General features: G+C 64.1%; 22 protein-coding genes. 11 read left to right on the top strand and 11 right to left on the bottom strand.

Annotated features, from left to right (window positions below; all coding sequences use genetic code 11):
- Window positions 1-124 precede the first annotated feature (124 nt).
- The 3 genes from P6U25_RS04760 to P6U25_RS04750 all read left to right on the top strand — a co-directional run bounded on the left by P6U25_RS04760 (window position 125) and on the right by P6U25_RS04750 (window position 6226).
- Window positions 125-1186 carry an MBL fold metallo-hydrolase gene (locus P6U25_RS04760; protein ID WP_407150313.1) on the top strand — a complete coding sequence of 354 codons (1062 nt, stop codon included), beginning with the start codon at window positions 125-127 and terminating at the stop codon, window positions 1184-1186.
- 185 nt (window positions 1187-1371) lie between these two features.
- Window positions 1372-2601 carry a 5-aminolevulinate synthase gene (gene hemA, locus P6U25_RS04755; protein ID WP_407150312.1) on the top strand — a complete coding sequence of 410 codons (1230 nt, stop codon included), beginning with the start codon at window positions 1372-1374 and terminating at the stop codon, window positions 2599-2601.
- A 115-nt stretch (window positions 2602-2716) separates the two neighbouring features.
- Window positions 2717-6226: a NahK/ErcS family hybrid sensor histidine kinase/response regulator gene (locus tag P6U25_RS04750; protein ID WP_407152419.1), complete on the top strand. Its 3510-nt coding sequence runs from the start codon at window positions 2717-2719 to the stop codon at window positions 6224-6226.
- Between the two features lie 115 nt (window positions 6227-6341).
- Here P6U25_RS04750 and P6U25_RS04745 read toward each other — a convergent pair whose 3' ends face one another.
- Complete coding sequence (locus tag P6U25_RS04745; RefSeq protein WP_407150311.1) at window positions 6342-7520, bottom strand: beta-propeller fold lactonase family protein; 1179 nt, start codon at window positions 7518-7520, stop codon at window positions 6342-6344.
- A 181-nt stretch (window positions 7521-7701) separates the two neighbouring features.
- On the bottom strand, window positions 7702-8376 hold the full coding sequence (locus P6U25_RS04740; protein ID WP_280982854.1) for a response regulator transcription factor: 675 nt from the start codon (window positions 8374-8376) through the stop codon (window positions 7702-7704).
- A 310-nt stretch (window positions 8377-8686) separates the two neighbouring features.
- Here P6U25_RS04740 and P6U25_RS04735 point away from each other — a divergent pair, with 310 nt between their 5' ends.
- Entirely contained in the window at window positions 8687-10315 is a 1629-nt protein-coding gene (locus P6U25_RS04735; RefSeq protein ID WP_407152418.1) for an MFS transporter, read from the top strand.
- 88 nt (window positions 10316-10403) lie between these two features.
- Here the strand turns inward: P6U25_RS04735 and P6U25_RS04730 are convergent, their stop codons facing one another.
- The 3 genes from P6U25_RS04730 to P6U25_RS04720 all read right to left on the bottom strand — a co-directional run bounded on the left by P6U25_RS04730 (window position 10404) and on the right by P6U25_RS04720 (window position 12171).
- Window positions 10404-10877: a secondary thiamine-phosphate synthase enzyme YjbQ gene (locus P6U25_RS04730; protein ID WP_407150310.1), complete on the bottom strand. Its 474-nt coding sequence runs from the start codon at window positions 10875-10877 to the stop codon at window positions 10404-10406.
- 66 nt (window positions 10878-10943) lie between these two features.
- Window positions 10944-11465, bottom strand: coding sequence for a hypothetical protein (locus tag P6U25_RS04725; RefSeq protein WP_407150309.1), 522 nt, complete (start codon window positions 11463-11465; stop codon window positions 10944-10946).
- 76 nt (window positions 11466-11541) lie between these two features.
- Window positions 11542-12171 (bottom strand): 2-hydroxychromene-2-carboxylate isomerase, encoded by a 630-nt coding sequence (locus P6U25_RS04720; protein ID WP_407150308.1) that lies wholly within the window; start codon window positions 12169-12171, stop codon window positions 11542-11544.
- A gap of 276 nt (window positions 12172-12447) precedes the next feature.
- Here P6U25_RS04720 and P6U25_RS04715 point away from each other — a divergent pair, with 276 nt between their 5' ends.
- From P6U25_RS04715 to P6U25_RS04695, 5 genes are all read left to right on the top strand, one after another.
- Window positions 12448-12819 carry an AtpZ/AtpI family protein gene (locus P6U25_RS04715; RefSeq protein ID WP_407150306.1) on the top strand — a complete coding sequence of 124 codons (372 nt, stop codon included), beginning with the start codon at window positions 12448-12450 and terminating at the stop codon, window positions 12817-12819.
- 72 nt (window positions 12820-12891) lie between these two features.
- Window positions 12892-13641 carry a F0F1 ATP synthase subunit A gene (locus P6U25_RS04710; protein WP_407150305.1) on the top strand — a complete coding sequence of 250 codons (750 nt, stop codon included), beginning with the start codon at window positions 12892-12894 and terminating at the stop codon, window positions 13639-13641.
- 55 nt (window positions 13642-13696) lie between these two features.
- On the top strand, window positions 13697-13927 hold the full coding sequence (locus P6U25_RS04705; RefSeq protein WP_016847054.1) for a F0F1 ATP synthase subunit C: 231 nt from the start codon (window positions 13697-13699) through the stop codon (window positions 13925-13927).
- A 57-nt stretch (window positions 13928-13984) separates the two neighbouring features.
- Complete coding sequence (locus tag P6U25_RS04700) at window positions 13985-14551, top strand: F0F1 ATP synthase subunit B (protein WP_407150304.1); 567 nt, start codon at window positions 13985-13987, stop codon at window positions 14549-14551.
- A gap of 4 nt (window positions 14552-14555) precedes the next feature.
- The gene (locus P6U25_RS04695) at window positions 14556-15041 is read left to right on the top strand and encodes an ATP F0F1 synthase subunit B (protein ID WP_407150303.1); all 486 of its coding nucleotides are present in this window, start codon (window positions 14556-14558) and stop codon (window positions 15039-15041) included.
- An 85-nt stretch (window positions 15042-15126) separates the two neighbouring features.
- On the opposite strand, the gene P6U25_RS04690 is transcribed toward P6U25_RS04695, so the two are convergent.
- The 4 genes from P6U25_RS04690 to thrC all read right to left on the bottom strand — a co-directional run bounded on the left by P6U25_RS04690 (window position 15127) and on the right by thrC (window position 19341).
- Window positions 15127-15771, bottom strand: a complete 645-nt coding sequence (locus P6U25_RS04690) for a hypothetical protein (RefSeq protein WP_407150302.1) — start codon at window positions 15769-15771, stop codon at window positions 15127-15129.
- Between the two features lie 111 nt (window positions 15772-15882).
- A complete protein-coding gene (locus tag P6U25_RS04685) occupies window positions 15883-16470 on the bottom strand; it encodes a GNAT family N-acetyltransferase (RefSeq protein WP_407150301.1) in 588 nt (195 codons plus the stop codon).
- A gap of 166 nt (window positions 16471-16636) precedes the next feature.
- Window positions 16637-17926 (bottom strand): M16 family metallopeptidase, encoded by a 1290-nt coding sequence (locus P6U25_RS04680; protein ID WP_407150300.1) that lies wholly within the window; start codon window positions 17924-17926, stop codon window positions 16637-16639.
- Window positions 17923-19341, bottom strand: coding sequence for a threonine synthase (gene thrC, locus P6U25_RS04675; protein ID WP_407150299.1), 1419 nt, complete (start codon window positions 19339-19341; stop codon window positions 17923-17925). Before thrC ends, P6U25_RS04680 begins: the two co-directional genes overlap by 4 nt.
- Window positions 19342-19669: 328 nt before the next feature.
- Here thrC and P6U25_RS04670 point away from each other — a divergent pair, with 328 nt between their 5' ends.
- The gene (locus P6U25_RS04670) at window positions 19670-20770 is read left to right on the top strand and encodes an IS4 family transposase (RefSeq protein WP_407148626.1); all 1101 of its coding nucleotides are present in this window, start codon (window positions 19670-19672) and stop codon (window positions 20768-20770) included.
- Window positions 20771-21419: 649 nt separating this feature from the next.
- On the opposite strand, the gene P6U25_RS04665 is transcribed toward P6U25_RS04670, so the two are convergent.
- On the bottom strand, window positions 21420-22982 hold the full coding sequence (locus tag P6U25_RS04665) for a glycosyl hydrolase family 17 protein (RefSeq protein ID WP_407152417.1): 1563 nt from the start codon (window positions 22980-22982) through the stop codon (window positions 21420-21422).
- A 361-nt stretch (window positions 22983-23343) separates the two neighbouring features.
- On the opposite strand from P6U25_RS04665, the gene P6U25_RS04660 reads away from it, so the two are divergent.
- Window positions 23344-24060, top strand: a complete 717-nt coding sequence (locus P6U25_RS04660; RefSeq protein WP_407150298.1) for a dihydrofolate reductase family protein — start codon at window positions 23344-23346, stop codon at window positions 24058-24060.
- A 2-nt stretch (window positions 24061-24062) separates the two neighbouring features.
- On the opposite strand, the gene P6U25_RS04655 is transcribed toward P6U25_RS04660, so the two are convergent.
- On the bottom strand, window positions 24063-24773 hold the full coding sequence (locus P6U25_RS04655) for a TetR/AcrR family transcriptional regulator (RefSeq protein WP_407150297.1): 711 nt from the start codon (window positions 24771-24773) through the stop codon (window positions 24063-24065).
- Between the last annotated feature and the right edge of the window lie 108 nt (window positions 24774-24881).

Genomic DNA, 24881 nt, shown 5'->3' with positions numbered 1-24881 from the left:
CCCGGAATGACGTGGCGGCTTCATCCGGGCCGCGGAATTCTCGCTTCTGACACACACCATTTCCGGGGACCGCCATCCCGATTTTCGGCTGGCGCGGCCGCCCGTGTCCCGCTAAGCCGGTAGCATGCATTCCAAGACCGACAGCATCCACTCCTCGGCAGAGGCACTGAGATACCCCTGGGAGAACCATCCCGGCCACGACCAGGTCGTGGAGGTGGCGCCCGGCGTGCTCTGGGCACGGCTGAAGCTGCCGTTCCGCCTCAACCATGTGAACATCTATCTGCTCGCCGACGGCGACGGCTGGACCATGGTGGATTCCGGTTTCGGCAACGAGGAATCGATCGCCGCCTGGACCACGCTGTTCGAGGGACCGCTCAGGCACGTCAAGGTCACCCGGCTGATCGTGACGCATTCGCATCCCGATCATGTCGGTCTCGCCGGCTGGATCACCGAGCGCTTCGACTGCCCGCTGTTCATGTCGCAGGTCGAATATCTGCAATCGGTCTATCACCAGAACCGCGGCACCGAGGAGCGGCGCAACGCGCAGCGGCTGTTCTTCCGCCGCCACGGCATGGACGAGGACCTCACCGAAAAGCTGCTCGGCCGCGGCCAGGACTATCTGAAGCGGGTGTCGGTGCTGCCGCCGTCCTATCACCGCCTCACCCATGGCGACGAGGTCGTGATCGGCGCGCGGCGCTTCAAGGTGATCACCGGCGGCGGCCACGCGCTCGACCAGGTGATGCTGTATTGCGCGGCCGACAAGCTGTTCCTCTCCGCCGACCAGGTGCTGAGCAAGATCTCGCCCAATGTCAGCGTCTGGGCGGTCGAGCCCGAGCAGAATTCGCTCGGCGAATATCTGGCCTCGCTGGCGAGCCTCACCACCACGCTGCCGTACGACGTGATGGTGCTGCCCGGCCATGGCGTGCCGTTCTACGGGCTGAAGACCCGGATCAAGCAGCTCGCCGATCACCACGAGGAGCGCTGCCGGCTGATCGCGGAGGCCTGCCGCGAGGTGCCGCAGACCTCCAAGGAACTGGTGCCGGTCGTGTTCCATAAGCACGTGCTGGATGCCCACCAGATGGGCTTTGCCGCCGGCGAGTTGATCGCCCACGTCAATTACATGCTGGTCGAAGGACGGCTGACCGCCGAGACGGCCGACGGGATGCTGCGCTTCCGCACCACCTGAGCGTCGGCGACGCGGGCAAATTGCCCCGGCATCGCGCCGATTTGATCGAAATCAAGCCTGACCGGCTCGGCTAGGGCAATTTGCCCAAGGCGCCCGCGTGGCCAAATATGGGCGGGCAGATGGACATTGGAGCTGGAAAAGCTCTAAGAAGAAGCAACAATTCCGGTCAGGTTCCAGGTTCGCCGATGGACTACAGCCAGTTCTTCAACGCCGCCCTCAACCGCCTGCATGACGAGCGGCGCTATCGCGTCTTCGCCGACCTCGAGCGGATCGCGGGGCGCTTCCCGCACGCGACATGGCATTCGCCCAAGGGCCAGCGCGATGTCGTGATCTGGTGCTCCAACGACTATCTCGGCATGGGCCAGCACCCGAAAGTGGTCGGCGCCATGGTCGAGACCGCGACCCGGGTCGGCACCGGCGCCGGCGGCACCCGCAACATCGCCGGTACCCACCATCCGCTGGTGCAGCTCGAGGCCGAGCTCGCCGATCTCCATGGCAAGCAAGCTGCGCTGCTGTTCACCTCGGGCTATGTCTCCAACCAGACCGGCATCTCGACGATCGCGAAGCTGATCCCGAACTGCCTGATCCTGTCCGACGCGCTGAACCACAACTCGATGATCGAGGGCGTTCGCCAGGCCGGCTGCGAGCGCCAGATCTTCCGCCACAACGACGTCGCGCATCTCGAAGAGCTGCTGATTGCCGCCGGTCCTGCCCGGCCCAAGCTGATCGCCTGCGAGAGCCTGTATTCGATGGACGGCGACGTCGCGCCGCTGGCGAAGATCTGCGATCTCGCCGAGACATACGGCGCCATGACCTATGTCGACGAGGTTCACGCCGTCGGCATGTACGGCCCGCGCGGCGGCGGCATTGCCGAGCGTGACGGCGTGATGCAGCGGATCGATGTCCTCGAGGGTACGCTCGCAAAGGCGTTCGGCTGTCTCGGCGGCTATATCGCCGGAAAGGCCGAGATCATCGACGCGGTGCGCTCCTACGCGCCGGGTTTCATCTTCACCACCGCGCTGCCGCCGGCGATCTGCTCGGCCGCGACCGCTGCGATCCGCCATCTCAAGACCTCGAACTGGGAGCGCGAGCGCCATCAGGACCGCGCCGCCCGCACCAAGGCGATCTTGACCGCCGCCGGCCTGCCCGTGATGTCGAGCGACACCCATATCGTGCCGCTGTTCGTCGGCGATCCCGAGAAATGCAAGCGCGCCTCCGACCTGCTGCTGGAGGAGCACGGCATCTATATCCAGCCGATCAACTATCCGACCGTCGCCAAGGGCACCGAGCGGCTGCGCATCACACCCTCGCCCTACCATGACGACGGCCTGATCGACGCGCTGGCGGACGCGCTGCTGCAGGTCTGGGAGCGGCTTGGCCTGCCCCTCGGCAAGAAGGCGCTGGCGGCCGAGTAACCCTACTCCGTCCTGATCCCGAAATCGGGCCGGTCGTGCAGTGCGCGGCCGGCCCATTGCGTCTATAATCCGGCGCGCGGCCCTCTCCAGGGCCGGGAAGGGAGATGAGCAGCCAATGCTGCACGACTGGGGCGTGATCGTCACGGCGTTCGCGTATATCGGATTGCTGTTCTTCGTGGCCAGCCGCGGCGACAGGATGTCGCCCGACGAGCGCGGCCGTGCCAGCCAGTGGATCTATCCGCTGTCGCTCGCGATCTACTGCACCTCCTGGACCTTCTTCGGCTCGGTCGGCTTCGCGACCCGCACCAGCGTCGACTTCCTCGCGATCTATGTCGGCCCGATCATCATGGTCGGGCTATTCACGCCGCTGCTGCGCCGCGTGATCGCGCTGGCCAAGTCGCAGAACATCACCTCGATCGCCGACTTCATCGCCGCCCGCTACGGCAAGAGCCAGGCGGTGGCCGCCACGGTGGCGCTGATCGCGATCATCGGCTCGGTGCCCTATATCGCGCTGCAACTGAAGGCGATGGCCTCCTCGCTGGAGACGATCCTGAGCGAGGATCAGGCCTTCTCCAAGGTTCCGATCCTCGGCGACATCGCGCTGATGGTGACGCTCGCGATGGCGGTGTTCGCGGTGCTGTTCGGCACCCGCCACACCGACGCGACCGAGCACCAGCACGGCCTGATCCTGGCGATCGCCGCCGAATCCATCGTCAAGCTGGTTGCCTTCATCGCCGCCGGCGCCTTCGTCACCTTCTGGATGTTCTCGCCGGTCGAGCTCTACGAGCGCGCCCTGAAGACGCCGGAGGCCTTGCGCGCGATCGAGTATGTGCCATCGATCGGCAACTTCCTGATCATGACGCTGCTGTCGTTCGTCGCCGTCATGCTGCTGCCGCGCCAGTTCCATGTCAGCGTGGTGGAGAACTCGACCAGCGCGGATGTCAGCCGCGCGCGCTGGCTGTTCCCGCTCTATCTCATCGTGATCAACGTATTCGTGATTCCGATCGCGATCGCCGGCCTGATCGTTTTCCCGTTCGGCGCCGTCGATGCCGACATGTTCGTGCTGGCGCTGCCGATCGAGGGTAATTCGCCGCTGCTCAGCCTCGCCGTATTTGTCGGCGGCCTGTCGGCAGCGACCGCGATGGTGATCGTCGAATGCGTGGCGCTGTCGATCATGGTCTCCAATGACATCGTGCTGCCGCTGGTGCTGCCGCGCAGCGACGATGCCCGCGCGGGCCAGAAGGATTTCGGCGATTTCCTCTTGAAGGCGCGGCGCTTCTCGATCTTCGCCATCATGGTGATGGCCTATTTCTACTATCGCGCGCTCGGCAACACCCAGCTCGTTGCGATCGGCCTGCTGTCCTTTGCGGCGATCGCGCAGCTCGCGCCGGCGTTCTTCGGCGGCCTGTTCTGGCGCCGCGCCACCGCTCGCGGCGCGATGGCGGGCATGCTGGTCGGCTTCGCGATGTGGCTCTACACGCTGTTCGTGCCGAGCTTCCTCGAAACCTCGACCGCGGGCCTGATGCTGCTGCAGCACGGGCCGTTCGGGATCGAGGCGCTGCGACCGCAGGCGCTGTTCGACGCCGACCTGCCGCCGCTACTGCACGGCGTGCTGTGGAGCCTCGGGCTCAACATCCTCACTTACGTGCTGTTCTCGCTGGCACGCGCGCCGTCATCGATCGAGCTGCTGCAGGCCGACGTGTTCGTGCCCAATGCACTGGCTCCGATCGCGCCGACCTTCCGGCGCTGGCGCAGCACCGTGACGGTGCAGGACATCCAGAGCACGGTGGCGCAATATCTCGGCCCCGACCGCGCCCGGGAGGCATTCGCCGCCTTCGCCACCGACCGCAACGGCGCGCTCGATGCTTCCGCGCCGGCGGACTTCGAGCTGTTGCAGCATGCCGAGCGGCTGATCGCTTCGTCGATCGGCGCGGCGTCGTCGCGTCTCGTGATGTCGCTGATGCTGCAGCGGCGCACCGTGTCGGCCAAGGCCGCACTGAAGCTGCTCGACGACTCCCACGCCGCGCTGCATTTCAATCGCGAGATCCTGCAGACCGCGCTCAACCACGTGCGTCAGGGCATCGCCGTGTTCGACGCCGACCTGCAGTTGATCTGCTCCAACCGCCAGTTCAGCGAGCTGCTGGCGCTACCGCCGCACCTGGTGCAGCTCGGCATCCCGCTGCCGGAGATCCTCGAATGCATGGGGGCGGTCAGCCCGCCGGCAGCCGGCGACAGCGACAACCTGCTGGAGCAGCGGCTGCGCGCCTACACGACCGAGGGCGAGCCCTACCTGGAGCGCTTCACCGATCGCCATCTGGTGATCGAGGTGCGCGCCAACCGCATGCCGGGCGGCGGCCTCGTCATCACCTTCTCCGATGTCACGCCGAGCTTCGAGGCCGCCGAGGCGCTTGAGCGCGCCAATGCGACGCTGGAAAAGCGGGTGCGCGACCGCACCGAGGAGCTGACCCAGCTCAATTCGGAGCTCGCGCTCGCCAAGAGCGCCGCCGAGGACGCCAACGCGTCCAAGACCCGCTTCCTCGCCGCCGCAAGCCACGACATCCTGCAACCGCTCAACGCGGCGCGGCTCTATGTGACGAGCCTGGTCGAGCGCCAGAACGGCGGCGAGGATTCTCGCCTGGTCGAGAATATCGACGATTCACTCGAAGCGATCGAGGACATCCTGGGCGCGCTGCTCGACATCTCCAGGCTCGACGCCGGCGCCATGACGCCGTCGATCTCGAGCTTCAGGATGGCCGACCTGATGCGTTCGCTCGAGATCGAATTCGCGCCGATCGCCCGCGACAAGAGCCTCGATCTTCGCTTCGTGCCCTGTTCGCTGCCGGTCGAATCCGACCGCTCGCTGCTGCGCCGGCTGTTGCAGAATTTCATTTCCAACGCGATCAAATATACCCCGCGCGGCCGCGTGCTGGTCGGCTGCCGCCGCCGCGGCGACCGGCTCCAGATCGGCATCTACGACACCGGCGTCGGCATCCCCGTTCAGAAGCGCGGCGAGATCTTCAAGGAATTCCATCGTCTCGAACAGGGCGCCCGGATCGCGCGCGGTCTCGGCCTTGGATTGTCCATCGTCGAGCGGCTGGCGCGGGTCCTCAACCACCGCATTGCGATCGATGCCAACACCAGCGGCGGCTCGGTGTTCTCGGTCAGCGTGCCGGTCGCAACCGCGATCAACCACACCGCAGCAGTCACCAGCGCCACGCCGCTGTCGAAGACGCCGATGAGCGGCGCGCGGATCGTCTGCATCGAGAACGATCCCGCCATCCTCGACGGCATGAAGACACTACTGACGGCGTGGGACGCCGAGGTGATCGCGGTGACCGATTCGGATGCCGCCATCAACGCGATCGAAGCGGCCGGCGGCCGCGTCACCGGCGTGCTGGTCGACTACCATCTCGACCGCGGCAACGGCGTCGCCGCGATCCGCGAGATCCGCCGCCGCTTCGGTGACAACATCCCCGCGATCCTGATCACGGCCGACCGCAGCCCCGCGGTGCGCGCCGCCGCGCGCGAGGAGAGCATCGCGGTGCTGAACAAGCCGGTCAAGCCGGCTTCGCTGCGCGCACTGCTCGGGCAATGGCGCACCCAGCAGATGGTCGCGGCGGAGTGAGCGCGAGGGCGCAGTCCGGGCGAGCGTCTAAGCGCGCGACGAAATCGGGTCGAGTGGCGCGGCAGCGAAAGACCGTCTCTCTCGTGGGAGGGGTGATCCGCGTTTGCGCTCCAGTTTAGTTCGGCCCCATTCTCGCCGATGCAGGGTGCCCGGGCACCTGAAAGCGCTTGCCCGTGTCGGTGACATCAGTTCCGTCGACCTTGAGGATGGAGAAGTCCTGGCTGAGGTAGTTTCCGACCAGGATGTATTTTCCGTCAGGCGTGAAGACGGCAGCCTCGGGCAGTCCGCCAACGTCGATATCTCGGATCTTGGTCACTTTCTTGCCATCGATCTTCAAGACCGAGACGCTGCCGTTCTTCTCATGGAAGAACGCATTCTTCATGTTCGAGCCGCGCAGGATCACCGAGACTGCGAGATCGCCCTTCGGGCTGACGGCAAGCCCTTCCGGTCCGTCGCCGACCACCACGCGATCGATGATGCGCGGCGGCTTCGCTTCGAGATCGATGACGCTGGTCGTGTCGACGCTGCCGTCCGACGCGCCCGCGTTGCCATTATCCGACGTCAATGCGATCTTGCTGTTCGGCGTCACTGCGACGTTGTAGGGCCATTGGCCGGCCGGCAGGTCGATCTTGGTGTAGGTGACTTTGTCGCCGGCGATATCGAGCACCGATATCTTGTGGGCGGGGAAACGCGCGACCAGCGCGTGCTTGCCATCCGGCGCGAACGCGACATGCGCGACGCTGTCAGGCATCGAGACCGTGTCGGCGATCTTGACGTCAGTGCCATTCACCGCAAGTACGCTGATCGAATTGTCTCCGCGGTTGGCGACCAACGCCATCTTTCCATCGGGACTGAAGCTCAGCCCCGATGGCTGCTTTCCGCCGGTCATGGTCGCTGCCAGCTTGGGCGGAGTCGCCTTGAGATCGATCACATAGATCTTGTTGTCCGGCACCTGCTTCAGGGCGTCGCCTTCCTTCACCACGTCGACCGAATCCGCGACCAGCGCCACTGTCCCGGTGGGATCGATATCGACGTTGACCGGCGGGCCGACCACCGAGTTCTTCAATGGGAGAGCAGCTACGATCTTCGGGTTCTCGGGATCGGCGAGATCAACGATCAGCACTTGATCCTTGCCCGGCGCTGACAGCACCGGCTTGCCGTCGTCGTCCCACAGCAATTTCTCGTCGAGGCCGACGATCATCAGCGGCTTGGCCTGAGCGCTGCTGAAAGAGCCGACACCGAGCAGGATTGCCGCAGCCAGCGACAATCCGGCGACACGAGTTGCAGAGATCATGGCGTTCTCCCCAAAAGCACGCGGCCTCTCACGGGCCGGTGCCGGGCAGAATACCCGGTTTTCGACCGACGCGCACTTTGAGGGGAGAGCTGGATGACCTAGTGGAGGCCTGCCATCGGGCGCGCGTTCGCTTCCCCCGCCGGCGCGATGGCTGAAGCCCGGCAATCAGAGCTGGAGTTGACTAGGTCGTCGGCGTGCCCTGGCGCCACTGGCCGCCGGCGATCTTCGCGGCGGCGATCACGGCTTGCGTCCGGCTTTCGACGCCGAGCTTCTGCAGGATGGCCGAAACATGGGCCTTGATGGTCGCCTCGGAGACCCCGAGTTCGTAGGCGATCTGCTTGTTGAGCAGCCCCTCCGACAGCATCATCAATACCCGCACCTGCTGCGGGGTCAGCGTCACGAGGCGGTCGCGCAGGCGCGTCATGTCGGGATCGCCCGCCGCGGAGAGATCGGTGTCCGGCGGAACCCAGACGTCGCCCTCCATCACCTTCATGATCGCATCACGCAGCGTCTCCACGCCGAAGCGCTTGGGGATAAAACCCGAGGCGCCGAAATCGAGCGAACGACGGATAGTTCCGGCATCATCGCTGGCGGAGACGATGACCACCGGGATCGCCGGATACTGCGCCCGCAGATAGATCAGGCCGGAGAAGCCACTGATCCCCGGCATCGTCAGGTCGAGCAGGATCAGGTCGACGTCGGAGTCGCGTTCAAGCAGCGCGGTCAGGTCCTCGAATGATCCAGCCTCGCTGATCGTGGCCGAACTCACGACACTCGACACCGCCTGGCGCAACGCATCGCGGAACAGCGGATGGTCGTCGGCAATGACAAGATGAGAATTGGCAACAGCAGTCATCTCAGTCCCACAAGCGGGTGTTGGCCAACCCGCGCAACTCGGTTGTCCCCCGCGCGGCAGTATCACGCAAGTGCTTGATAATGCCAGATGCCAACGCAGTTAACCTGCTTGTGCGCTGCAATAGACGCACCGGAAGCGTTTCGTCCCGTTCACTCCACCAAGGATAAGATGTCGGCGTGCAAAAGCCAAAAGTCTTATTGGGACGGGTTTCACTGCGATGTTACTTTCGGCCCAGTCCCCCATATTCGATCCGGCACGGCCGGGCGTGTGGGAAAGGATCGTATAAGCACTGGGGAGCAAGCGAATGACGATGGCTGCAACTGCGGGCGGAAGCGCCCGTACGGGTGGTATGACTGCCGAGGAAAGGAAGGTCATTTTCGCTTCCTCGCTCGGCACCGTGTTCGAATGGTATGACTTCTACATCTACGGAACCCTCGGCGCGTTCCTGGCGAAGTACTTCTTCTCGAACGTTCCTCCGAATGTCGGGTTCATCTTCGCGTTGCTCGCGTTCGCGGCGGGTTTCGCCGTTCGTCCGTTTGGTGCGCTGATTTTTGGCCGTCTCGGCGACATGATCGGCCGCAAATACACGTTCCTCGTCACGATGACCCTGATGGGCGTCGGCACCTTCTTCATCGGCTTGCTTCCCGGCTACGCCACCTGGGGCATCGCGGCTCCGATCGTCCTGATCGCCCTCCGCCTGATCCAGGGCCTTGCGCTTGGCGGCGAGTATGGCGGAGCCGCCACTTACGTTGCAGAGCATGCGCCGCAGAATAAGCGCGGCTACTACACGTCCTGGATCCAAACCACGGCCACGCTCGGCCTGTTCATGGCCCTGTTGCTGATCCTGGGCATCCGCACATGGATGGGCGAAGGGCCGTTCGGCGACTGGGGCTGGCGCGTGCCGTTCCTGTTGTCCGGCATACTGCTGGTCGTGTCGATCTGGATCCGGCTGAGCCTGAACGAGTCGCCGGTTTTCCAGCGCATGAAGGAGGAAGGCAAGACCTCGAAGCGACCGTTGAGCGAGGCCTTCGGCCAATGGTCCAACGCCAAGATCGCGATCCTCGCGCTGCTCGGCGCCACCGCTGGTGAAGCCGTGGTGTGGTACGGCGGACAGTTCTATGCGCTGTTCTTCCTGACCCAGACCATCAAGGTGCCTGCCGTCCCCGCGCAAATCATGATTGTGGTCGCGCTGGCGCTGGCTACGCCGGGCTTTGTCCTGTTCGGCTGGCTCTCCGACAAGATCGGCCGGAAGCCGATCATTCTGGCCGGCTTCCTGCTCGCGGCGCTGACCTACTTCCCGATCTTCAAGGCGATCACCCATTTCGCCAATCCGAAGCTGGAACAGGCCCTCGCCTCGTCGCCGGTGACAGTCGTCGCCGACCCGAATGAATGCTCCTTCCAGTTCAAGGCAACCGGTACGGAAAAGTTCACGACGAGCTGCGACGTCGCCAAGTCGGCGTTGGTCAACCTCTCGGTGAACTACACCAATGAGGCGGCCCCGGCCGGCACCAAGGCGAAGGTCAAGATCGGCGATCAGGTTCTCGCGGCGGACAGTCCCGACTTCGCCAAGACGCTGCCGGCGGCGATCAAGTCGCACGGCTATCCGGCTTCAGCGGATCCGAACGAGATCAACTACGTCATGACCACGGTTCTGCTCTGGATTCTCGTGATCTACGTGACATTGGTCTACGCGCCGATCGCAGCCTGGCTGGTCGAGCTGTTCCCGAGCCGCATCCGCTACAGCGGCATGTCGCTGCCGTACCATATTGGCAACGGCTGGTTCGGCGGCTTCCTGCCCGCTACTGCGTTCGCGATTGCGGCAGCGACCGGCGATATCTATTCCGGTCTCTGGTACCCGGTTGGCGTCGCTCTCATGAGCCTTGTCATCGGCTTCCTGTTCCTGCCCGAGACCAAGGACGTCGACATCACCAGGACCTGATCGAACGACGCCACCATCCAAACGCATCGGCCGCGGAGCAATCCGCGGCCGAGCCATTTGCAGCGCGATGCGTCGCGGCCTGACGGCATCATGCGCGCGTGGTGCCGATGAACTGCAGCACGACCTCGCGCCGGTGCGGGCGGGCGCGGTGCTCGATCAAGTAGATGCCCTGCCAGGTGCCGAGTGCCATCTCACCGTCGAGCACAGGGATATGCAGCGAGGTCCCCGTGAGCATGGTCTTGATGTGCGCGGGCATGTCGTCGGGACCTTCGGTGTCGTGACGCCAGCCGCCGTTTTCCGGCGCGACGCGGTCGAGCGCCGTCATCAGGTCGATCAGCACGGTGGGATCGGCGTTCTCCTGAATCGTCAACGACGCCGAGGTATGCCGAATGAACAGCGTCACCGCGCCCTCGGTCGCGCGCACCTCGCGCAGAAACCTGGCCACCTCTTTCGTGATGTCGGTGAAGCCGGCTCGCGATGTCTCGACCGCCAGACGCGACGAGACCATGCTTGTTGCAGCAATGGCTGATGGCGCCGAGTTCGTGTTCGTTCTCGATGACATCGCTCGCATTCTCTCAGTACGTCGTCGCGGCCTTCGCAGGAACGACGCCATGAAAACAACAGCGCATCAAATCTTGCCGCCGTTGGCGTCGCGCTGCACGCGGTTGGCCATCTCGATCAGCCTCCGCCATGCCCGCTCCAGGAAAGACATCACGCGATCCATGTCGCGATCGCTCGGCAGCGGAATCTCGATCTTGCGCTCGCCCTCGGCCGTCTTCGGCTCCGCCTTCTTCAGCGAGTCCGACTTCGGCAATGCCTCGTCGGTCTTGCCCGTGGCCGGTTCGCGCGCCGCAAGCTCGGCCTTCAATCTCTCATTGTCGGCCTGCAGCCGCCCGATCTCGGCATCCATCGCGGCGCGCTCGTCCGGCACCGCATAGCAGGACCAGCCGGAGCCGGAATTGGTGCAGATCGACACCGCGCCGGTGCGCGTGTCGAGCCGCAGGAAGCCATCACCTGCCGGAGACAGCGCGTAGCGGCCGTTCTCGGTGTCGGGCGCGGCAGCCGGCTGCGCTGCTGCCGCACTGCCGATCAGCAACGCGGCCGCCGCAATCGCGACGGAGAATTTCGAGGAAGGCGCCGCTATGGGCATGGCTTGCCCCGCCTCAACCTGATTCCGCACCGTTTGGGGCATGATCCGCGTGGAAAACCAATTCCCATTCCACCGATCATGCTTGAACGTTTGAGCCATAGGGCTTGCGACCTGACTTCAACGCGTCTTCCAGCAATTCGATCCGGTCCTGGCCCCAGAACACTTCGCCGTCGAGCACATAGCCCGGCGAGCCGAACACATCGGCGCTCAGCGCATCTTGCCGGTTCTGCTCGTAGGCCGCGCTGATCGCTTCCGTACCCGCGCGCTCCACGAGCTGTTGGCCAGGCAGACCGGCATCGTCAGCGAGCTTCACCAGAGTCGCAGGATCGGCCAGATTGAGCTGGAGCTCCCAGACTGCGGGATAGGCCCTCTGCAGATAAGGCTGGGGATTAAGGCCCGCCTCGAGCGCAGCAATCACGACGCCGTCCGCCAACCGCGGATCGAACGGCCAGTTCGCGGGCTGCAGATGGAAATTCAGCCCGCGCTTGTCGCGCCAGCGCTGCAGCTCGATCATCCGGTAGCGCTGGCGCACCGGATGGCGCTTGGCGAGCGGCAGCCCGCCGGTCTCCGAAAACAGGTCGACCAGCAAGACCGGTCGATAATTTACTTTGAGATCATAGGCACTTACGAGATCAACGAACGGCCGGTGGCCGATATAGGCCCACGGCGATTGCAGCGAGAAGTAGTAGTCGATCTGGCGTGGCATGCGGAGTTCCGGTTGAAAACACGACGAGACTTTCGGCCCCATCCCAACAGAGCTACGATACCGGCACAAGATCGCTTCATTGCATACAAGCTGTTGCGCTGCGATCACTGCGTCACTCTGACCTTGAATATCTCCAAATAAACCCAGCAAAATCAAAGCAATAACCCGTGACGACGCAATCTTGACTTGATTAGACGCGGTAAGTATGGTCCGCGCGGCTTTTGACGGGGACGGGCGCAATTTCCATCATCCGCGGCATCGGTTAGTGTTTGCAGCATGGCTGGAAACACCAATCACGGCGCAGATGGAAGTCGCGATCAATCGCCTCCCGACGAAGCTGCGCTTTCCGCAAGGCTCGGAAGTCTCGATCATCGGTTGTCTGAAATTCGCGACAGCCGGAAGAGCAAGACTGATCAATCCGGTACTGAAGGCGGGGACAGTGCGGCCAGAGCTTCGGCGATGGCGCTCGGTTTTCGTCTTTCCTCGGAGCTGATCGCGGGCGTTGCCGTCGGGGCGGCGATTGGCTGGGGAATCGACCGTTGGCTGTCGATATCGCCATTCGGCTTCATCGTGTTCATGCTGCTCGGCTTCGTCGCCGGCGTGGTCAACGTGGTGAGGTCTGCGGGCGTGGCCTCAGGCAAGCGTTGAGCGCTGGCGGGAAGTCATGACATTTGAAATTCGATAGCCGGCAGGATGGCCGGTGGACCAAGAGCCGCGCGGATGAAAATCGACCCGATCCATCAATTCAACATCGAGCCCCTCTTCACGCTCGGCCACATCGGCAATCACACGATCGCCTTCACCAATTCGTCGCTTTTTATGTTCATCGCGGTTCTCTTGACCGCGCTGCTGATGCTGGCAACCGGCCGCGAGATGGTTCCAGGACGGCTGCAGTCGATCGCCGAAATTTCCTATGAGTTCGTCGCCTCGACGATTCGCAGCACGGCGGGCGCGGAAGGCATGAAGTTCTTCCCGTTGATCTTCTCGATCTTCATGTTCCTCTGTGTCTCGAACCTGGTCGGCGTCGTCCCCTACACTTTCACGGTCGCAAGCCACCTGATCGTCACCGGCGCGCTGGCGCTGATGGTGTTCTTCACGGTGCTGATCTACGGCCTCTACAAGAACGGTCTGAAATTCTTCAAGATCTTCGTTCCCTCCGGCGTTCCGATCTACATCCTGCCGCTGGTGATGTTCATCGAGATCCTGTCCTTCTTCCTGCGACCGGTCTCTCACAGCGTCCGACTGTTCGCCAACATGCTCGCTGGCCACATCGCGCTGAAGGTGTTCGCGGGCTTCGTCGCGATGCTCGGCTTCTCGCTCGGTGCGCTCGGCTGGGTCGGCGGCGTGCTGCCGCTCGCGCTCACGATTTCGCTGTACGCTCTCGAAATCCTGGTCGCGTTCCTGCAGGCCTATGTGTTTGCGATCCTGACCTGCATCTACCTCAACGACGCCATTCATCCGGGACACTAAGCGGTCCGGGGAATCTCCACCCACCAATCTGTCTATCTTCCTCAAGGAGCTAAAAATGGAACCGGCAGCAGCTAAACTTATCGGCGCGGGCATCGCGTGCATCGGCATGGGCGGTGCGGGCGTCGGCGTGGGCATCATCTTCGGCAACTATCTTGCCGCTGCGGTGCGTAACCCGTCGGCCGCGCAGGGCCAGTTCGGCAACCTGATCTTCGGCTTCGCCGTGACCGAAGCGCTCGGCATCTTCTCGCTGCTGATCGCGCTGCTGCTGCTGTTCGTTCCGCTCTGAGCGGCACCCCTTCGCGCCGCCTTCGGGCGGCGCGCATGACTGCAACAGGAGAACACCATGGCTGAGAGTCATGGCGAGGCAAAAGGCCAGAATGCCGGTGCCCACACCGAGGCCGATGGCGGACATCACGGCGGAACCTTTCCGCCGTTCGATTCCTCCAATTTCGCCTCGCAGTTGGTGTCGCTGGCGATTGCGTTCGTCGCGCTTTATCTGATCGTGTCGCGTATCGCACTGCCGCGCGTCGGCGGGACGATCGATGCACGCCAGAACAAGATCGAAGGTGACCTGGCCCAGGCGCAGAAGCTGAAGGACGAGTCCGATGCTGCGCTGAAGGCCTATGAGAGCGAGCTGGCGAACGCTCGCGCCCGCGCGCAGGCGATCGGCAACGAGACCCGCGAGAAGTTGAACGCGGCCTCCGAAGCCGAGCGCAAGGCGCTGGAAGACAAACTGGCGGTGAAACTTGCCGACGCCGAGAAGCAGATCGCGGCGACCCGGGCGAGCGCCATGAGCAACGTCCGCGGCATCGCGGCGGATGCGGCCGGCGCCATCGTTCAGCGGCTGGCCGGCGTGACGCCGGACGCGAATGCGGTCAATAGCGCCGTCGACGCTTCGCTGAAGGGATAGACCGATGTTCTATGAACCGGAAACCTGGGTTGCGATCGCGTTCGTCATCTTGATGATCGTGTTCGGCTATTTCGGTGTCCATCGCACGCTGCTGACGGCGCTCGACCATCGCGCCGAACGCATCAAGGCCGAGCTCGAGGACGCCCGCCGTCTGAAGGACGAGGCCAACAAGCTGCTCGGCGAGTACAAAGCCCGCCGGACCAGCGCGGAGCGCGAGGCCGAGGAGATCATCGCCAGCGCCAAGGCGGAGGCCGAGCGAATCGCGGCCGAGGCCAAGACCAAGATGGAAGATTTTGTCGCCCGGCGGACCAAGACCGCCGAGAACAAGATCGCCCTGGCCGAGGCGCAAGCCCTGGCCGATGTCCGTGCCGCCGCGGCGAACGCCGCCGTCACCGCCGCTTCGACCATCCTGTCGCAGTCGGTCAAAGGCTCGATCGCCGACGACCTCGTCAGCAAGGGCATTGCGGAAGTCCGCTCCAAGCTGAACTGAAGCCGACGCCATCCACAACAAAGCCGGCGCGAGATGATCGCGCCGGCTTTTTTGTTGGACGGTCGGCTCCCCCGGCCGCGGCGCGCTATCGCTTCTTGTGGCCGCGCGGCTTGGGTTCGGGCTTCAAGGCCTGCGGGTCGAAGCCGATATAGAAGACGTAATTGTCGTTGTCCGCAGGCGACGGCGCCGGATAGACGACGTCCTCCGCGACCAGGCTGAACGGGACACTGCCGGTCTCGTCGATCTGGACCGTGGTCGTGTAGGCCTTGGTCATGATCGTTTTCTCGCCGACGCCGCCCTGCACCACGGCAACGCGCAGCGGCACCTCGACGGTCGGCGGCGCGCCCGACGGACCGACGATCACACGGCCCTGGATTCCGATCTTCGCGGTGATCTGACCATGGTCCAGGTTGCATTGCCGCGCCATGCGCGAGATCGATGCCTGGAACCTGATGTCGTTGCCGATCGGCTGCTTGCCGGGCGCGGCCACCGCGTAGGTGGAGGCGCCGGAGCGGACCTGGACCGGCGGGCAGGTCAGCTCGGCATCGTTCTCGTTGAGCACAGGCGGTGCGGCGGGCGTGGCCGGCTTCGAGGAGTCCGAACCGCCGCCGAACAGGCTCTTGAAGCGATCGCTCAGGGACTGCGCTGACGCTGCCGAGGGCAGCAGGGTTGCACTGAGACCAATCGATACCGCCGCCGCGATCGCGAGCCTGATCACCCTGTCACCCATCGATATCCTCAAAGCCTCCCATCGAGGTTCTGTTGCGCGGGCGTTATAGCAAGGCAATGGCGGCGAACCCAAGGCATCTGGACCACCACGACATCAGCCAAAAGGTGAGTATCAACCGCGGAAATCCTCGTGCAGCAGGCCGAACAGCAGGTGATCCTGCCAGATCCCGTTGATGCAGAGATAGCGCCGCGCCAGGCCCTCGCGGGTGAAGCCGCATTTCTCCAGCACCCGGATCGACGGGGCGTTGGAGGGGATACAGGCCGCCTCGATGCGGTGCAGGTTGAGCTCGCCAAACAGCGACGGCAACAGCACCCGCAGCGCGGTCGTCATGTAGCCGCGATCCGCATGCGGCTGGCCGACCCAGTAGCCGATCGTTCCGGCCTGCACGATGCCGCGGCGAACATTGGCGAGCGTGATGCCGCCGATCATCACCCCGTCCGATTCGCGGAAGATGATGAACGGATAGGAGCGGTCGGTCGCGATGTCCTCGGCATAGCGGCGCAGCCGGCGACGGAAGCCCGAGCGGGTCAGATCGTCGGAGGGCCAGATCGGCTCCCACGGCGTCAGATAGGCCCGGCTGAATTCGCGCAACTGCGCCCATTGCGGGAAATCCGACATCTGCGGCGCCCGCAGCAGCAGCCCGTGGCCGCGCGGCATCAGCGCGGCCGGTCCGCTGGATGGCAAACGAAACAGGGCCATAGCCCAATACTCCCCCGCCGGACCACCTCTCCTCCCTCGCCCCGCTCTTGCGGGGAGAGGGTCGGGGTAAGGGGCTCTCCACAGATTCGGTTTTGCGGCCCGACCCCTCACCCGGCGCTTCGCGCCGACCTCTCCCCGCAAGAGCGGGGGCGAGGTGAAACTTCCTCTAATGCAGCAACGTCTTTGCCTTCAACTGCGTCAATCCTTCCGCAAAAGACACTGCCGTGTCCAGACCCCTGCCGCTGCCCAACGCAACGACCGCGGGGCGGCTGCGCGACAGCAGGGCGCGGGCGGCGTCGCGGGTCGATTCGACACTGACCGCATCGATCCGCGCCACCAGCTCTTCCACGGTCTGCGGCCGACCGTAGGCCAGCACATGGCGGGCCAACTGTTCGGCCCGGGCCGAGCAGCTTTCCAGCGCCATCAGCAGGCCGGCCTTCATCTGCGCCTTGGCTCGCGCCACCTCGGCCTCGGTCAGGGTCTCCACCGCGTCGTTGATGACGTCGACGACGACCTCCATCATTTCAGGCGCGTCGGCCGGATCGGTCCCGGTGTAGAGGCCGAAGAAGCCGGTGTCGGTGTAGGGGGCATGGAAGGTGTAGATCGAGTAGCACAGCCCGCGCTTCTCGCGCACCTCCTGGAACAGCCGCGACGACATTCCGCCGCCCAGCGTGTTGGTGAACACCTGCAGCGAGAACAGCGAAGGATCGGTCTGCGGCACGCCTTCGAGCGCCAGCGTCAGATGCGCCTGCTCGAGCTCGCGATGCACCACGCGCGATCCGCCCTTGCCGAACGTCGCGACCTGCGGCTTCGGCGCCGGCGAGGCGTCGAAGCCAGCGAACTTCCGCGCGACGTCCTCGACAATGCGCTTGTGATCGACGGCGCCGGCAGCGGCCACCACCATGTCGGGCGCGCGGTAATGCGTCGAGAGATAGCCGCGCAGCATGTCGCGGTCGAAGCTCTTCAGCGTCTTCGCGGTTCCGAGCAGCGAGCGGCCCATCGGCTGGTCCGGATAGCAGAGCTCGTTGAGATGCTCGAACACGACGTCGTCGGGCGTATCCTGCGCCGCGCCGATCTCCTGCACGATTACGCTCTTCTCGCGCTCCAACTCATCAGGCACGAAGGAGGGGTTGGCGAGGATATCGGAGAGCACGTCGAGCGCCAGCGCGACGTCGGCTTTCATCACCCGCGCATAATAGGCCGTGGTCTCGGTCGAGGTCCCGGCATTGAGATCGCCGCCGACCGCCTCGATCTCCTCGACGATCTCGCGCGAGGAGCGTCGCGCGGTGCCCTTGAACGCCATGTGTTCCAGGAGATGCGAGATGCCGTGCTCGTTCGGCTTCTCGTCGCGGCCGCCGACGCCGGCCCACACGCCGAGCGACGCGGTTTCCAGATGCGGCATGGTGTCGGTGACGACGGTCAGGCCACTCGGAAGTTTGGTAACTTCAACGCTCATCCGATGGCTCCCTGCTTGGCGGCACGGCTGACCGACAGCACGAAGCGCTCGACCTCTGCGGCATCATTCTTCATGACAGTCATCTGTTCTGACTTGGTCATCAGGCCGCCGAGCCAGGCCGGCAGATGCGGGCGCACCCCGCAGGCGGCCTCGACCGCGTCGGGGAATTTCGCCGCATGGGCGGTCGACAGCACGATGTTGGGAATCTTCGAGTCCGAGGTGTCGCGGTCCGCGACCGCAAGCGCGACCGCGGTATGGGGATCGACCAGCTCGCCCGCCTCGCGCCAGGCGGCACGGATCGCGGCCGCCGTCTCGGTCTCGTCGGCGCGGCCGGCGTCGAAATCTTTTCGCACGGCGGCGAGCGTCGCATCCGGCAGCGCGAACCGGCCGGACTGCTTCAGCGAGGCCATCAGGCGGCGGATCTGGGCGGCGTCGCGGCCGCTCGCCTCGAACAGCAGCCGCTCGAAATTCGACGACACCTGGATATCCATCGACGGCGACGTCGTGGCATGGACCTCGCGCACCTCATAATTGCCGGTCTTCAGCGTGCGCGGCAGGATATCGTTGACGTTGGCGGCGATGCGCAGCCAGCGGATCGGCAGCCCCATCCGTTTCGCCACATAGCCGGCGAAGATATCGCCGAAATTGCCGGTCGGCACCGTGAAGTCGACCGTCCGCTGCGGCGAGCCGAGCGCGACCGCCGACGTGAAGTAGTAGACCACCTGCGCCACGATACGCGCCCAGTTGATCGAATTGACGCCCGACAGCGCGACCGCATCGCGGAAGCGGTGATTGTTGAACATCTCCTTCACGATCGCCTGGCAATCGTCGAAGGTGCCCTCGATCGCGAGCGTGTGCACGTTGGCTGCGCCGGTCGTCGTCATCATGCGACGCTGCACCTCGGAGATGCGCCCATTCGGGAACAGCACGACGAGATCGACGTTGTCGAGACCCGCAAACGCCTCGACGGCGGCGCCGCCGGTATCGCCCGAGGTCGCGACCACGATGGTGGTGCGCTCCGCGCGCGTGGCGAGCACGTGATCCATCAGCCGCGAGATCAACTGCATCGCGACGTCCTTGAACGCCAGCGTCGGACCGTGGAACAGCTCGAGCACGAATTGATTCGGCCCGATCTGGCGGAGCGGCACCACCGCCGGGTGGCGGAAGGTGGCATAAGCCTCGTTTGCCATGCGGCCGAGATCGGCATCCGAAATCTCGCCGGCGGCAAACGGACGGATGATCTCGACCGCGACCTCCCAATAGGGCCGGCCGAACAAGGCGGCGATGGCCTCGGGCGTGAGCTGCGGCCAGGTCTCGGGCACGTAAAGCCCGCCGTCCCGGGCGAGCCCGGTCAGCATCACATCGCAGAAGCCCAAAACCGGGGCTTCGCCCCGGGTCGAAATATACCGCGTCAAACTGCCCTCCAAAGGCTTCGACCCGAGCCTTAAGCCTTTGATATCATGGAATTATCATGTTCGCCGCCTGCGAACCGAAGGGCCACCATAGAAGATCGGGCTGACAAAGGGTAGCCCGATCGATGGGTTCGAGGGGGCCGCTCGAAACGTCCAGCGGACCATGACCGAAATGGAGTGAAGGACCACCCTGCGTGTCGTCGCGGCGAAGGCCGGGACCCGCACGCCACGGCCGGAATCGTGAACGGGCACTTCGTTCGTCGTCCCGGCGCAGGCCCATAGGCGTTAAGTTAGGCTTGCGGTGCGGGATGGTTCGTGATTCCAGCATGGCATGAGATATGAAGCACTGGCGAATCGCGACTGGGCGGGGATCGTAACCCGGCTTGGAGGGGCCGCAGCGCTCGATCGGACCGCACGGGAGACGAAGGCTTTCGTGCGTCCGCGCGAGATACGCAATGCCGTGGACTTGCTGCGGTTGATCCTGGCGTATTGCCTTGGTGAACGGGGATTTCGATTGACGGCGGCATGGGCGACGTCGGTCGGTCTTGTCGATGTTTCGAGCGTGGCTCTGTTGTACCGCTTGCGCCAGTGCGGGGATTGGCTGGCGCTCCTGATCGGGCAGGCACTCGCTGCCGCAGCTCCGAGGGCCGGCCGAGGTCGCCTGATCCGCATCATCGATGCCACGACGGTGCCGAAGAAGGGGTTGAATGGCAGGAAGAAGAACGAGGTGTGGCGCATTCACAGCGCGTTCGATCTTCCGCAAGAGCGTTTTGGCCACTTCGAACTGACCGATCAACAGGACGGCGAGAGGCTCGACCGGATTCCGGCGGTTGCGGGCGAGATCCGTCTTGCCGATCGGGCCTATTTGCAGCCGGAGCGCATGGCAACATTGATCCAGGCCGGCGCAGACTTCGTCATTCGAGCGGGTTGGAAGAGCGCACGCTGGCTCGATGGTAAGGGCTGTGCATTCAATCTGATCGCCGAACTGCGCAAGGCGGCGGAACGAGGCCTCCTCGATTGTCCGATCTGGATCAAACCCAAGCGCGGCACGCCGCTCGCCATGCGTCTGGTCGCCGTCAAGAAGCCGCAACAGGCCGCTGCCGAGGCGCGGCGCAAGGCGCGCCGGACCGCACAGAAGGGCGGCCATCAGCTCTCCAATAAAACGCTGCAGGCCGCCGATTGGGTCATCCTGGTGACCTCACTTGCGCCAGATGACTTCACCACGGATGACATTCTCGCCCTCTACCGCCTGCGCTGGCGGATCGAGCTGGGCTTCAAGCGGCTGAAGAGCCTGGTTGGTTTGAAGGGGCCGCCGGGAACTAACGAGCGATCCGCCAGATCGCATATCCTTGCTCATCTGCTGATGATTCTATTGCTCGAGCCGCTCGTCGACGAACTCGAGGACTCTCCCCGCTTGGCGGAAGCCGCCTGACCAGTCCTGGCGCCTGGCGATTGCTCCGTCAGCTCATCGTCTCACTCTTGCAGGCCGTCATTCCGCAACCCGCAATGGCTCGTCTCCGCCAATCTCTCCCCATTCTCCAGCGCCATCTTCGCGAGCCGCCGAGGAAAACCCGACGCTATCAAACCATGGTCCGCTTACCTTAACGCCTATGGGCGCAGGCCGGGACCCATATTCCGCGGCGGGTGTTGTGAACGGGACTAGCTGTTCCGGCATCGCTCAACAATGACCGTTCGTGGTAATGGGTCCCGGCCCCCCGTGCGCAATTGCGCACTCGGCCGGGACGACGCCGGGGATGGTTCTCGCTCGATGCCTCAACACCGTCATTGCGAGGAGCCAACGGGTCGCGCGAACGCGCGCCCGATGACAGGCTCGGCCATGCACCCCATCCCTCCGCCGTCATCCCCCGCGCATGCGGGGGATCCAGTACGCTGCGGCCTCTCGGACCAATCACTGCGGCCTCTGGAATACTGGATCGCCCGCCTTCGCGGGCGATGACAGTCGTTGAGATATGGTTTTGCGTTCTCGCGACATGAATTGTCCGAGCTTTGCGTTTCGTTTCGCCGCCAGTCACGTCTCGCGTAGCGACATTCGTCGAAGCAATCGGCCCATCTTGCCATTCTCAGGCACGGGCCCGCCACAGCGTGGCCGCAAGCAGGATGAACGCAGCGCAGGTCCATAGCGACTGCCAGTTGGCCGGTCCTTCGTTGAATCCTGCATAGATTGCCGCTGCAGAAAAGATGCCTGCGAATAGCGATTCCGCCATCGGGCGGAGTCCTTTCTTCGGAGGATTGAGCAGCGTCGCAGCCGCAAAGGGCACCGCTGCCATGGTGAGAGCTGCGTAGGGAAAATCAATGAAGCGTGGATCAAACACAAGGCCGAGTGCGATCGCCGTGCCGATCACGACGGTGACGATCCAGGCCAATCCGTGCATGGTCGCGAGCACCGATTCGGTCTGGTGGCCCTGCGGACCCAACAACTCCAGAAAGCTGGGCGGTGCGCGGCCCGACATCAGGGCGTTGGCGCCAAACAGCGGCGAGGCCGTTGCCGCCGCCAGAAGCGAGCCCCAGAGAAGCCAGCCACCCGCTCCATAACTTTCATAGACCATTTTTTGAGCGGCGACCCCAAACAGGATTCCTGCTGTCGTCGCCGATAGCGCGAGCGCAATCCACAAGCCGAGGTCGGGCTCCCTCGGCTTTCCGCGCAAGGTCAGCCATGCCGCGCCGAACACCAGGATCGCCAGCGCCATTCCGCCGCACATTTGCAGCTTCCAGAACGGAAAGTTGCTGATTGGGACGCCGGGCGGATACTTCAACGTACGCTGCTCGGAATCGAACAGGCCCCAGTATCCGCCGATCGTCCCCTCGATCTCTCGCTTCCAGGATTCATCATAGGCCTCGAACAGATTGACGCGGAAATGTTCGCGCCGCGCCAGCTCGAGCACCTCCGAGACCACCCGCGCCTGGTTGACCGGCGACGCCAGTGACGACTCGCGCATTCGTCCCTCGCTCGGCCAACCTATTTCTCCGACAAGGATTTCCTTACCTGGAAAAGCCGCCGCGACCCGTCGGCGGATCGTGTCGGCGTGAGCGGCGGCATGTTCTGCCGGGATTGGGACATTCTCCCAATAGGGCAGGATATGGACCGTGACGAAATCGACGGCGTCGCCAAGCTCGCGATTGCTCAGCCAGAACTCCCAGACGTCGGCATAAGTGACGGGGACAGTGACCTGCGCCTTGATCGAGCGGATCGTGGCGGCGAGATCGGAAACGGACATTTCCTTACGCAACAAGACCTCGTTGCCGACCACGAGCGCGATGATGGTTTCCGGATATTGCTTGGCGAGCCGTATCCCCGCCGCGATCTGCGTTGCATTCTTCCGCCGGTCCCGATCAAGAAAAATGCCCTGAATGACTTTCAGCCCCACCCTGGCCGCCAATTCGGGAATCTGATCGAGACCAAGATCGGTCGCATAGGTACGGATGCAGTCGGTTATCTTCGCAAGCTGGGCGAGATCTTCCGCGATCTGCTCCCGCGACACCTGCGTCGCCGGCGAAAGCGACGTCTGATTGCTGCGGAACGGGGCGTATGAGATGCACTGGACTTTATGATTGGGATCGATCGGTGCGTAGGCCAAGTCGGCTGGCAGGCCCAGCCACCACCACACCGCGGCAATGGCGCCCAGCGATATCAGGAGGAGCGTCAGCGGGATGCGGGGCGAAACCAGTTCCGTCCTCCGTGCAGGAATGACTTGCTGGGCGTCCTCAATGCGCGAGGCTGGCGAGTTAGGGAAGTGCGTGCGGACCAAGCATATATCACGCGATCACGCCGCAAGTGTGTTTTTCTTGCTCATCGAGATCTGGCGTGGGTGTTCGAGAGGAAAGCGGGCGTGGCGGATTTTGAGGACTTAAAGCTGCTCTGCGGCGAAGTTGAAACACCGCACCGTTACCGGAGTTGAGAATGGGCCGCCGGCTCTCCAAATGAGACCGCGCCGCCAATCCGCGACAGCGGCCTGTCCTTGCAAACCTCCACCGACGAGTAGGCTCATGCGACCCCACATCATCTGCCATATGGGCACGTCCATCGACGGCAAGCTTCATCCCAGCCGCTTCACCAAGCCGGCTGCGGGCATCTCCGCCGACGTCCTGCGCTCGCACTACGAGAGGATCCATGACGGCTTCAATGCCGACGGATGGATCATCGGCCGCGTGACCATGAACGAGATGGCCAAGGGGTCCGAACGGCACATCGCCAACCCGCCGAAGCTGCCGCGTGAGCCGCACCTTGCGAAGCGCAACGGTCGCAAGCTGGCGGTCGGCATCGATCCCTCGGGCCGCGTGCATTTCGGGAAAGACAATGTCGGCGGCGATCACGCCGTCGCAGTGCTGGGCGAGCAGGTCTCCGACGCCCATCTCGCCGAACTACGCGAGGACGGCGCGTCCTACATCTTTGCCGGACCGAGGGGCGATGATCTGCCGGGCGCGATGGCGCAGCTTGCTACGCTGTTCGGCGCCAAGACGCTGCTGCTCGAGGGAGGCGGCGGCATCAACGGCGCCTTCTTCAAGCATGGGCTGATCGACGAATTCAGTACCTTGATCCAGCCGGCCGTCGACGGCGTCGCCGGCTCGCAAAGCATCGTCGACTATCACGGGCCGGAAGGCGATCGGCCAGGTGCCGGGCAATCGCTCCGGCTAACCCACTGCGAAACGCTGGAGGGCGGCATGGTCTGGCTGCGCCATGCCGTCGAGCGCGCGCCAGGTTGAGCTTACCTGCGAGCCTCGGTCCTGCCGTTCCGGCAGCCGGCGAGAAAGAACGCAACAGCGCGCGCCACATGCGCATCGATCTCGGGGTCAAGCACCCCGAGGTCGACCTCATACAGCGCCCTGAGCAGCATCGGCACCGCGACGAGGTCAAGAAATAGCCGCGCTGTGGTCGGCAAGTTCTCGGGAGCGAAGGCGGGCAGCATCGCAAGCTCGTCGGACTGAGTGAGATCGCGCAACAGATGGACGCCAAGCTCGGTGCTGAGCTCGCGGGCCCTCCGATTGACCGTGGCAGCCAGATCCGGAAAGCGGCGCGCCTCGGCGATGGCGAGCCGCATCAGTCCGATCCTGTCGGTGTCGAGCCCCCAGTGCAGCATGGTGGAAGCTGCATTGGTGAGGCGCTCCTCGACCGTGGCGCCGGTCGGCGCCTCGACCTTGTATTCCGCGATGCGCGCCAGGATGTCCCGCGTCACCACTTCGGTGAACAGCGCCCGCTTGTCCTCGAAGCGGGCATAGATCGTGCGCTTTCCGGAGCGGGCGACCTCAGCGATCTCGTCGATGCTCGCGCCTTCAAACCCGCGCTGCAAAAACACCGTGCGGGCAGCGTCGAGGATGCGCTCATCCACCTCCCCGATCAGTTCCTTCGGCGGGCGTCCCAGGCGCACCTCGGTCCGCTTCGGTCGCGAGGTCGTTTTCTTCAGAATGCTGGTGCTCATGACATCGGGTTCCATCGCCGACGAGCGGCGTTGCGGATCAATCTACCTCCATCAAATCTGCTTGTAAATAGAACGATACTGTACCGTTCCTATTGACGCAGCGCCGAA

The sequence above is a fragment of the Bradyrhizobium sp. ORS 86 genome (assembly GCF_045571475.1).
Taxonomy (GTDB): domain Bacteria; phylum Pseudomonadota; class Alphaproteobacteria; order Rhizobiales; family Xanthobacteraceae; genus Bradyrhizobium.
The sequence above is the reverse complement of the archived record's forward strand: the minus strand, read 5'-3'. Positions and strand labels throughout refer to the sequence as shown.

What these genes read in the sequence shown, in the direction of transcription:
- P6U25_RS04760 (WP_407150313.1), top strand. Translation starts at nt 125, where the DNA reads ATGCATTCCAAGACCGACAGCATCCACTCCTCGGCAGAGGCACTGAGA.
- hemA (WP_407150312.1), top strand. Translation starts at nt 1,372, where the DNA reads ATGGACTACAGCCAGTTCTTCAACGCCGCCCTCAACCGCCTGCATGAC.
- P6U25_RS04750 (WP_407152419.1), top strand. Translation starts at nt 2,717, where the DNA reads ATGCTGCACGACTGGGGCGTGATCGTCACGGCGTTCGCGTATATCGGA.
- P6U25_RS04745 (WP_407150311.1), bottom strand. Translation starts at nt 7,520, where the DNA reads ATGATCTCTGCAACTCGTGTCGCCGGATTGTCGCTGGCTGCGGCAATC.
- P6U25_RS04740 (WP_280982854.1), bottom strand. Translation starts at nt 8,376, where the DNA reads ATGACTGCTGTTGCCAATTCTCATCTTGTCATTGCCGACGACCATCCG.
- P6U25_RS04735 (WP_407152418.1), top strand. Translation starts at nt 8,687, where the DNA reads ATGGCTGCAACTGCGGGCGGAAGCGCCCGTACGGGTGGTATGACTGCC.
- P6U25_RS04730 (WP_407150310.1), bottom strand. Translation starts at nt 10,877, where the DNA reads ATGTCATCGAGAACGAACACGAACTCGGCGCCATCAGCCATTGCTGCA.
- P6U25_RS04725 (WP_407150309.1), bottom strand. Translation starts at nt 11,465, where the DNA reads ATGCCCATAGCGGCGCCTTCCTCGAAATTCTCCGTCGCGATTGCGGCG.
- P6U25_RS04720 (WP_407150308.1), bottom strand. Translation starts at nt 12,171, where the DNA reads ATGCCACGCCAGATCGACTACTACTTCTCGCTGCAATCGCCGTGGGCC.
- P6U25_RS04715 (WP_407150306.1), top strand. Translation starts at nt 12,448, where the DNA reads ATGGCTGGAAACACCAATCACGGCGCAGATGGAAGTCGCGATCAATCG.
- P6U25_RS04710 (WP_407150305.1), top strand. Translation starts at nt 12,892, where the DNA reads ATGAAAATCGACCCGATCCATCAATTCAACATCGAGCCCCTCTTCACG.
- P6U25_RS04705 (WP_016847054.1), top strand. Translation starts at nt 13,697, where the DNA reads ATGGAACCGGCAGCAGCTAAACTTATCGGCGCGGGCATCGCGTGCATC.
- P6U25_RS04700 (WP_407150304.1), top strand. Translation starts at nt 13,985, where the DNA reads ATGGCTGAGAGTCATGGCGAGGCAAAAGGCCAGAATGCCGGTGCCCAC.
- P6U25_RS04695 (WP_407150303.1), top strand. Translation starts at nt 14,556, where the DNA reads ATGTTCTATGAACCGGAAACCTGGGTTGCGATCGCGTTCGTCATCTTG.
- P6U25_RS04690 (WP_407150302.1), bottom strand. Translation starts at nt 15,771, where the DNA reads ATGGGTGACAGGGTGATCAGGCTCGCGATCGCGGCGGCGGTATCGATT.
- P6U25_RS04685 (WP_407150301.1), bottom strand. Translation starts at nt 16,470, where the DNA reads ATGGCCCTGTTTCGTTTGCCATCCAGCGGACCGGCCGCGCTGATGCCG.
- P6U25_RS04680 (WP_407150300.1), bottom strand. Translation starts at nt 17,926, where the DNA reads ATGAGCGTTGAAGTTACCAAACTTCCGAGTGGCCTGACCGTCGTCACC.
- P6U25_RS04670 (WP_407148626.1), top strand. Translation starts at nt 19,670, where the DNA reads ATGAGATATGAAGCACTGGCGAATCGCGACTGGGCGGGGATCGTAACC.
- P6U25_RS04660 (WP_407150298.1), top strand. Translation starts at nt 23,344, where the DNA reads ATGCGACCCCACATCATCTGCCATATGGGCACGTCCATCGACGGCAAG.
- P6U25_RS04655 (WP_407150297.1), bottom strand. Translation starts at nt 24,773, where the DNA reads ATGAGCACCAGCATTCTGAAGAAAACGACCTCGCGACCGAAGCGGACC.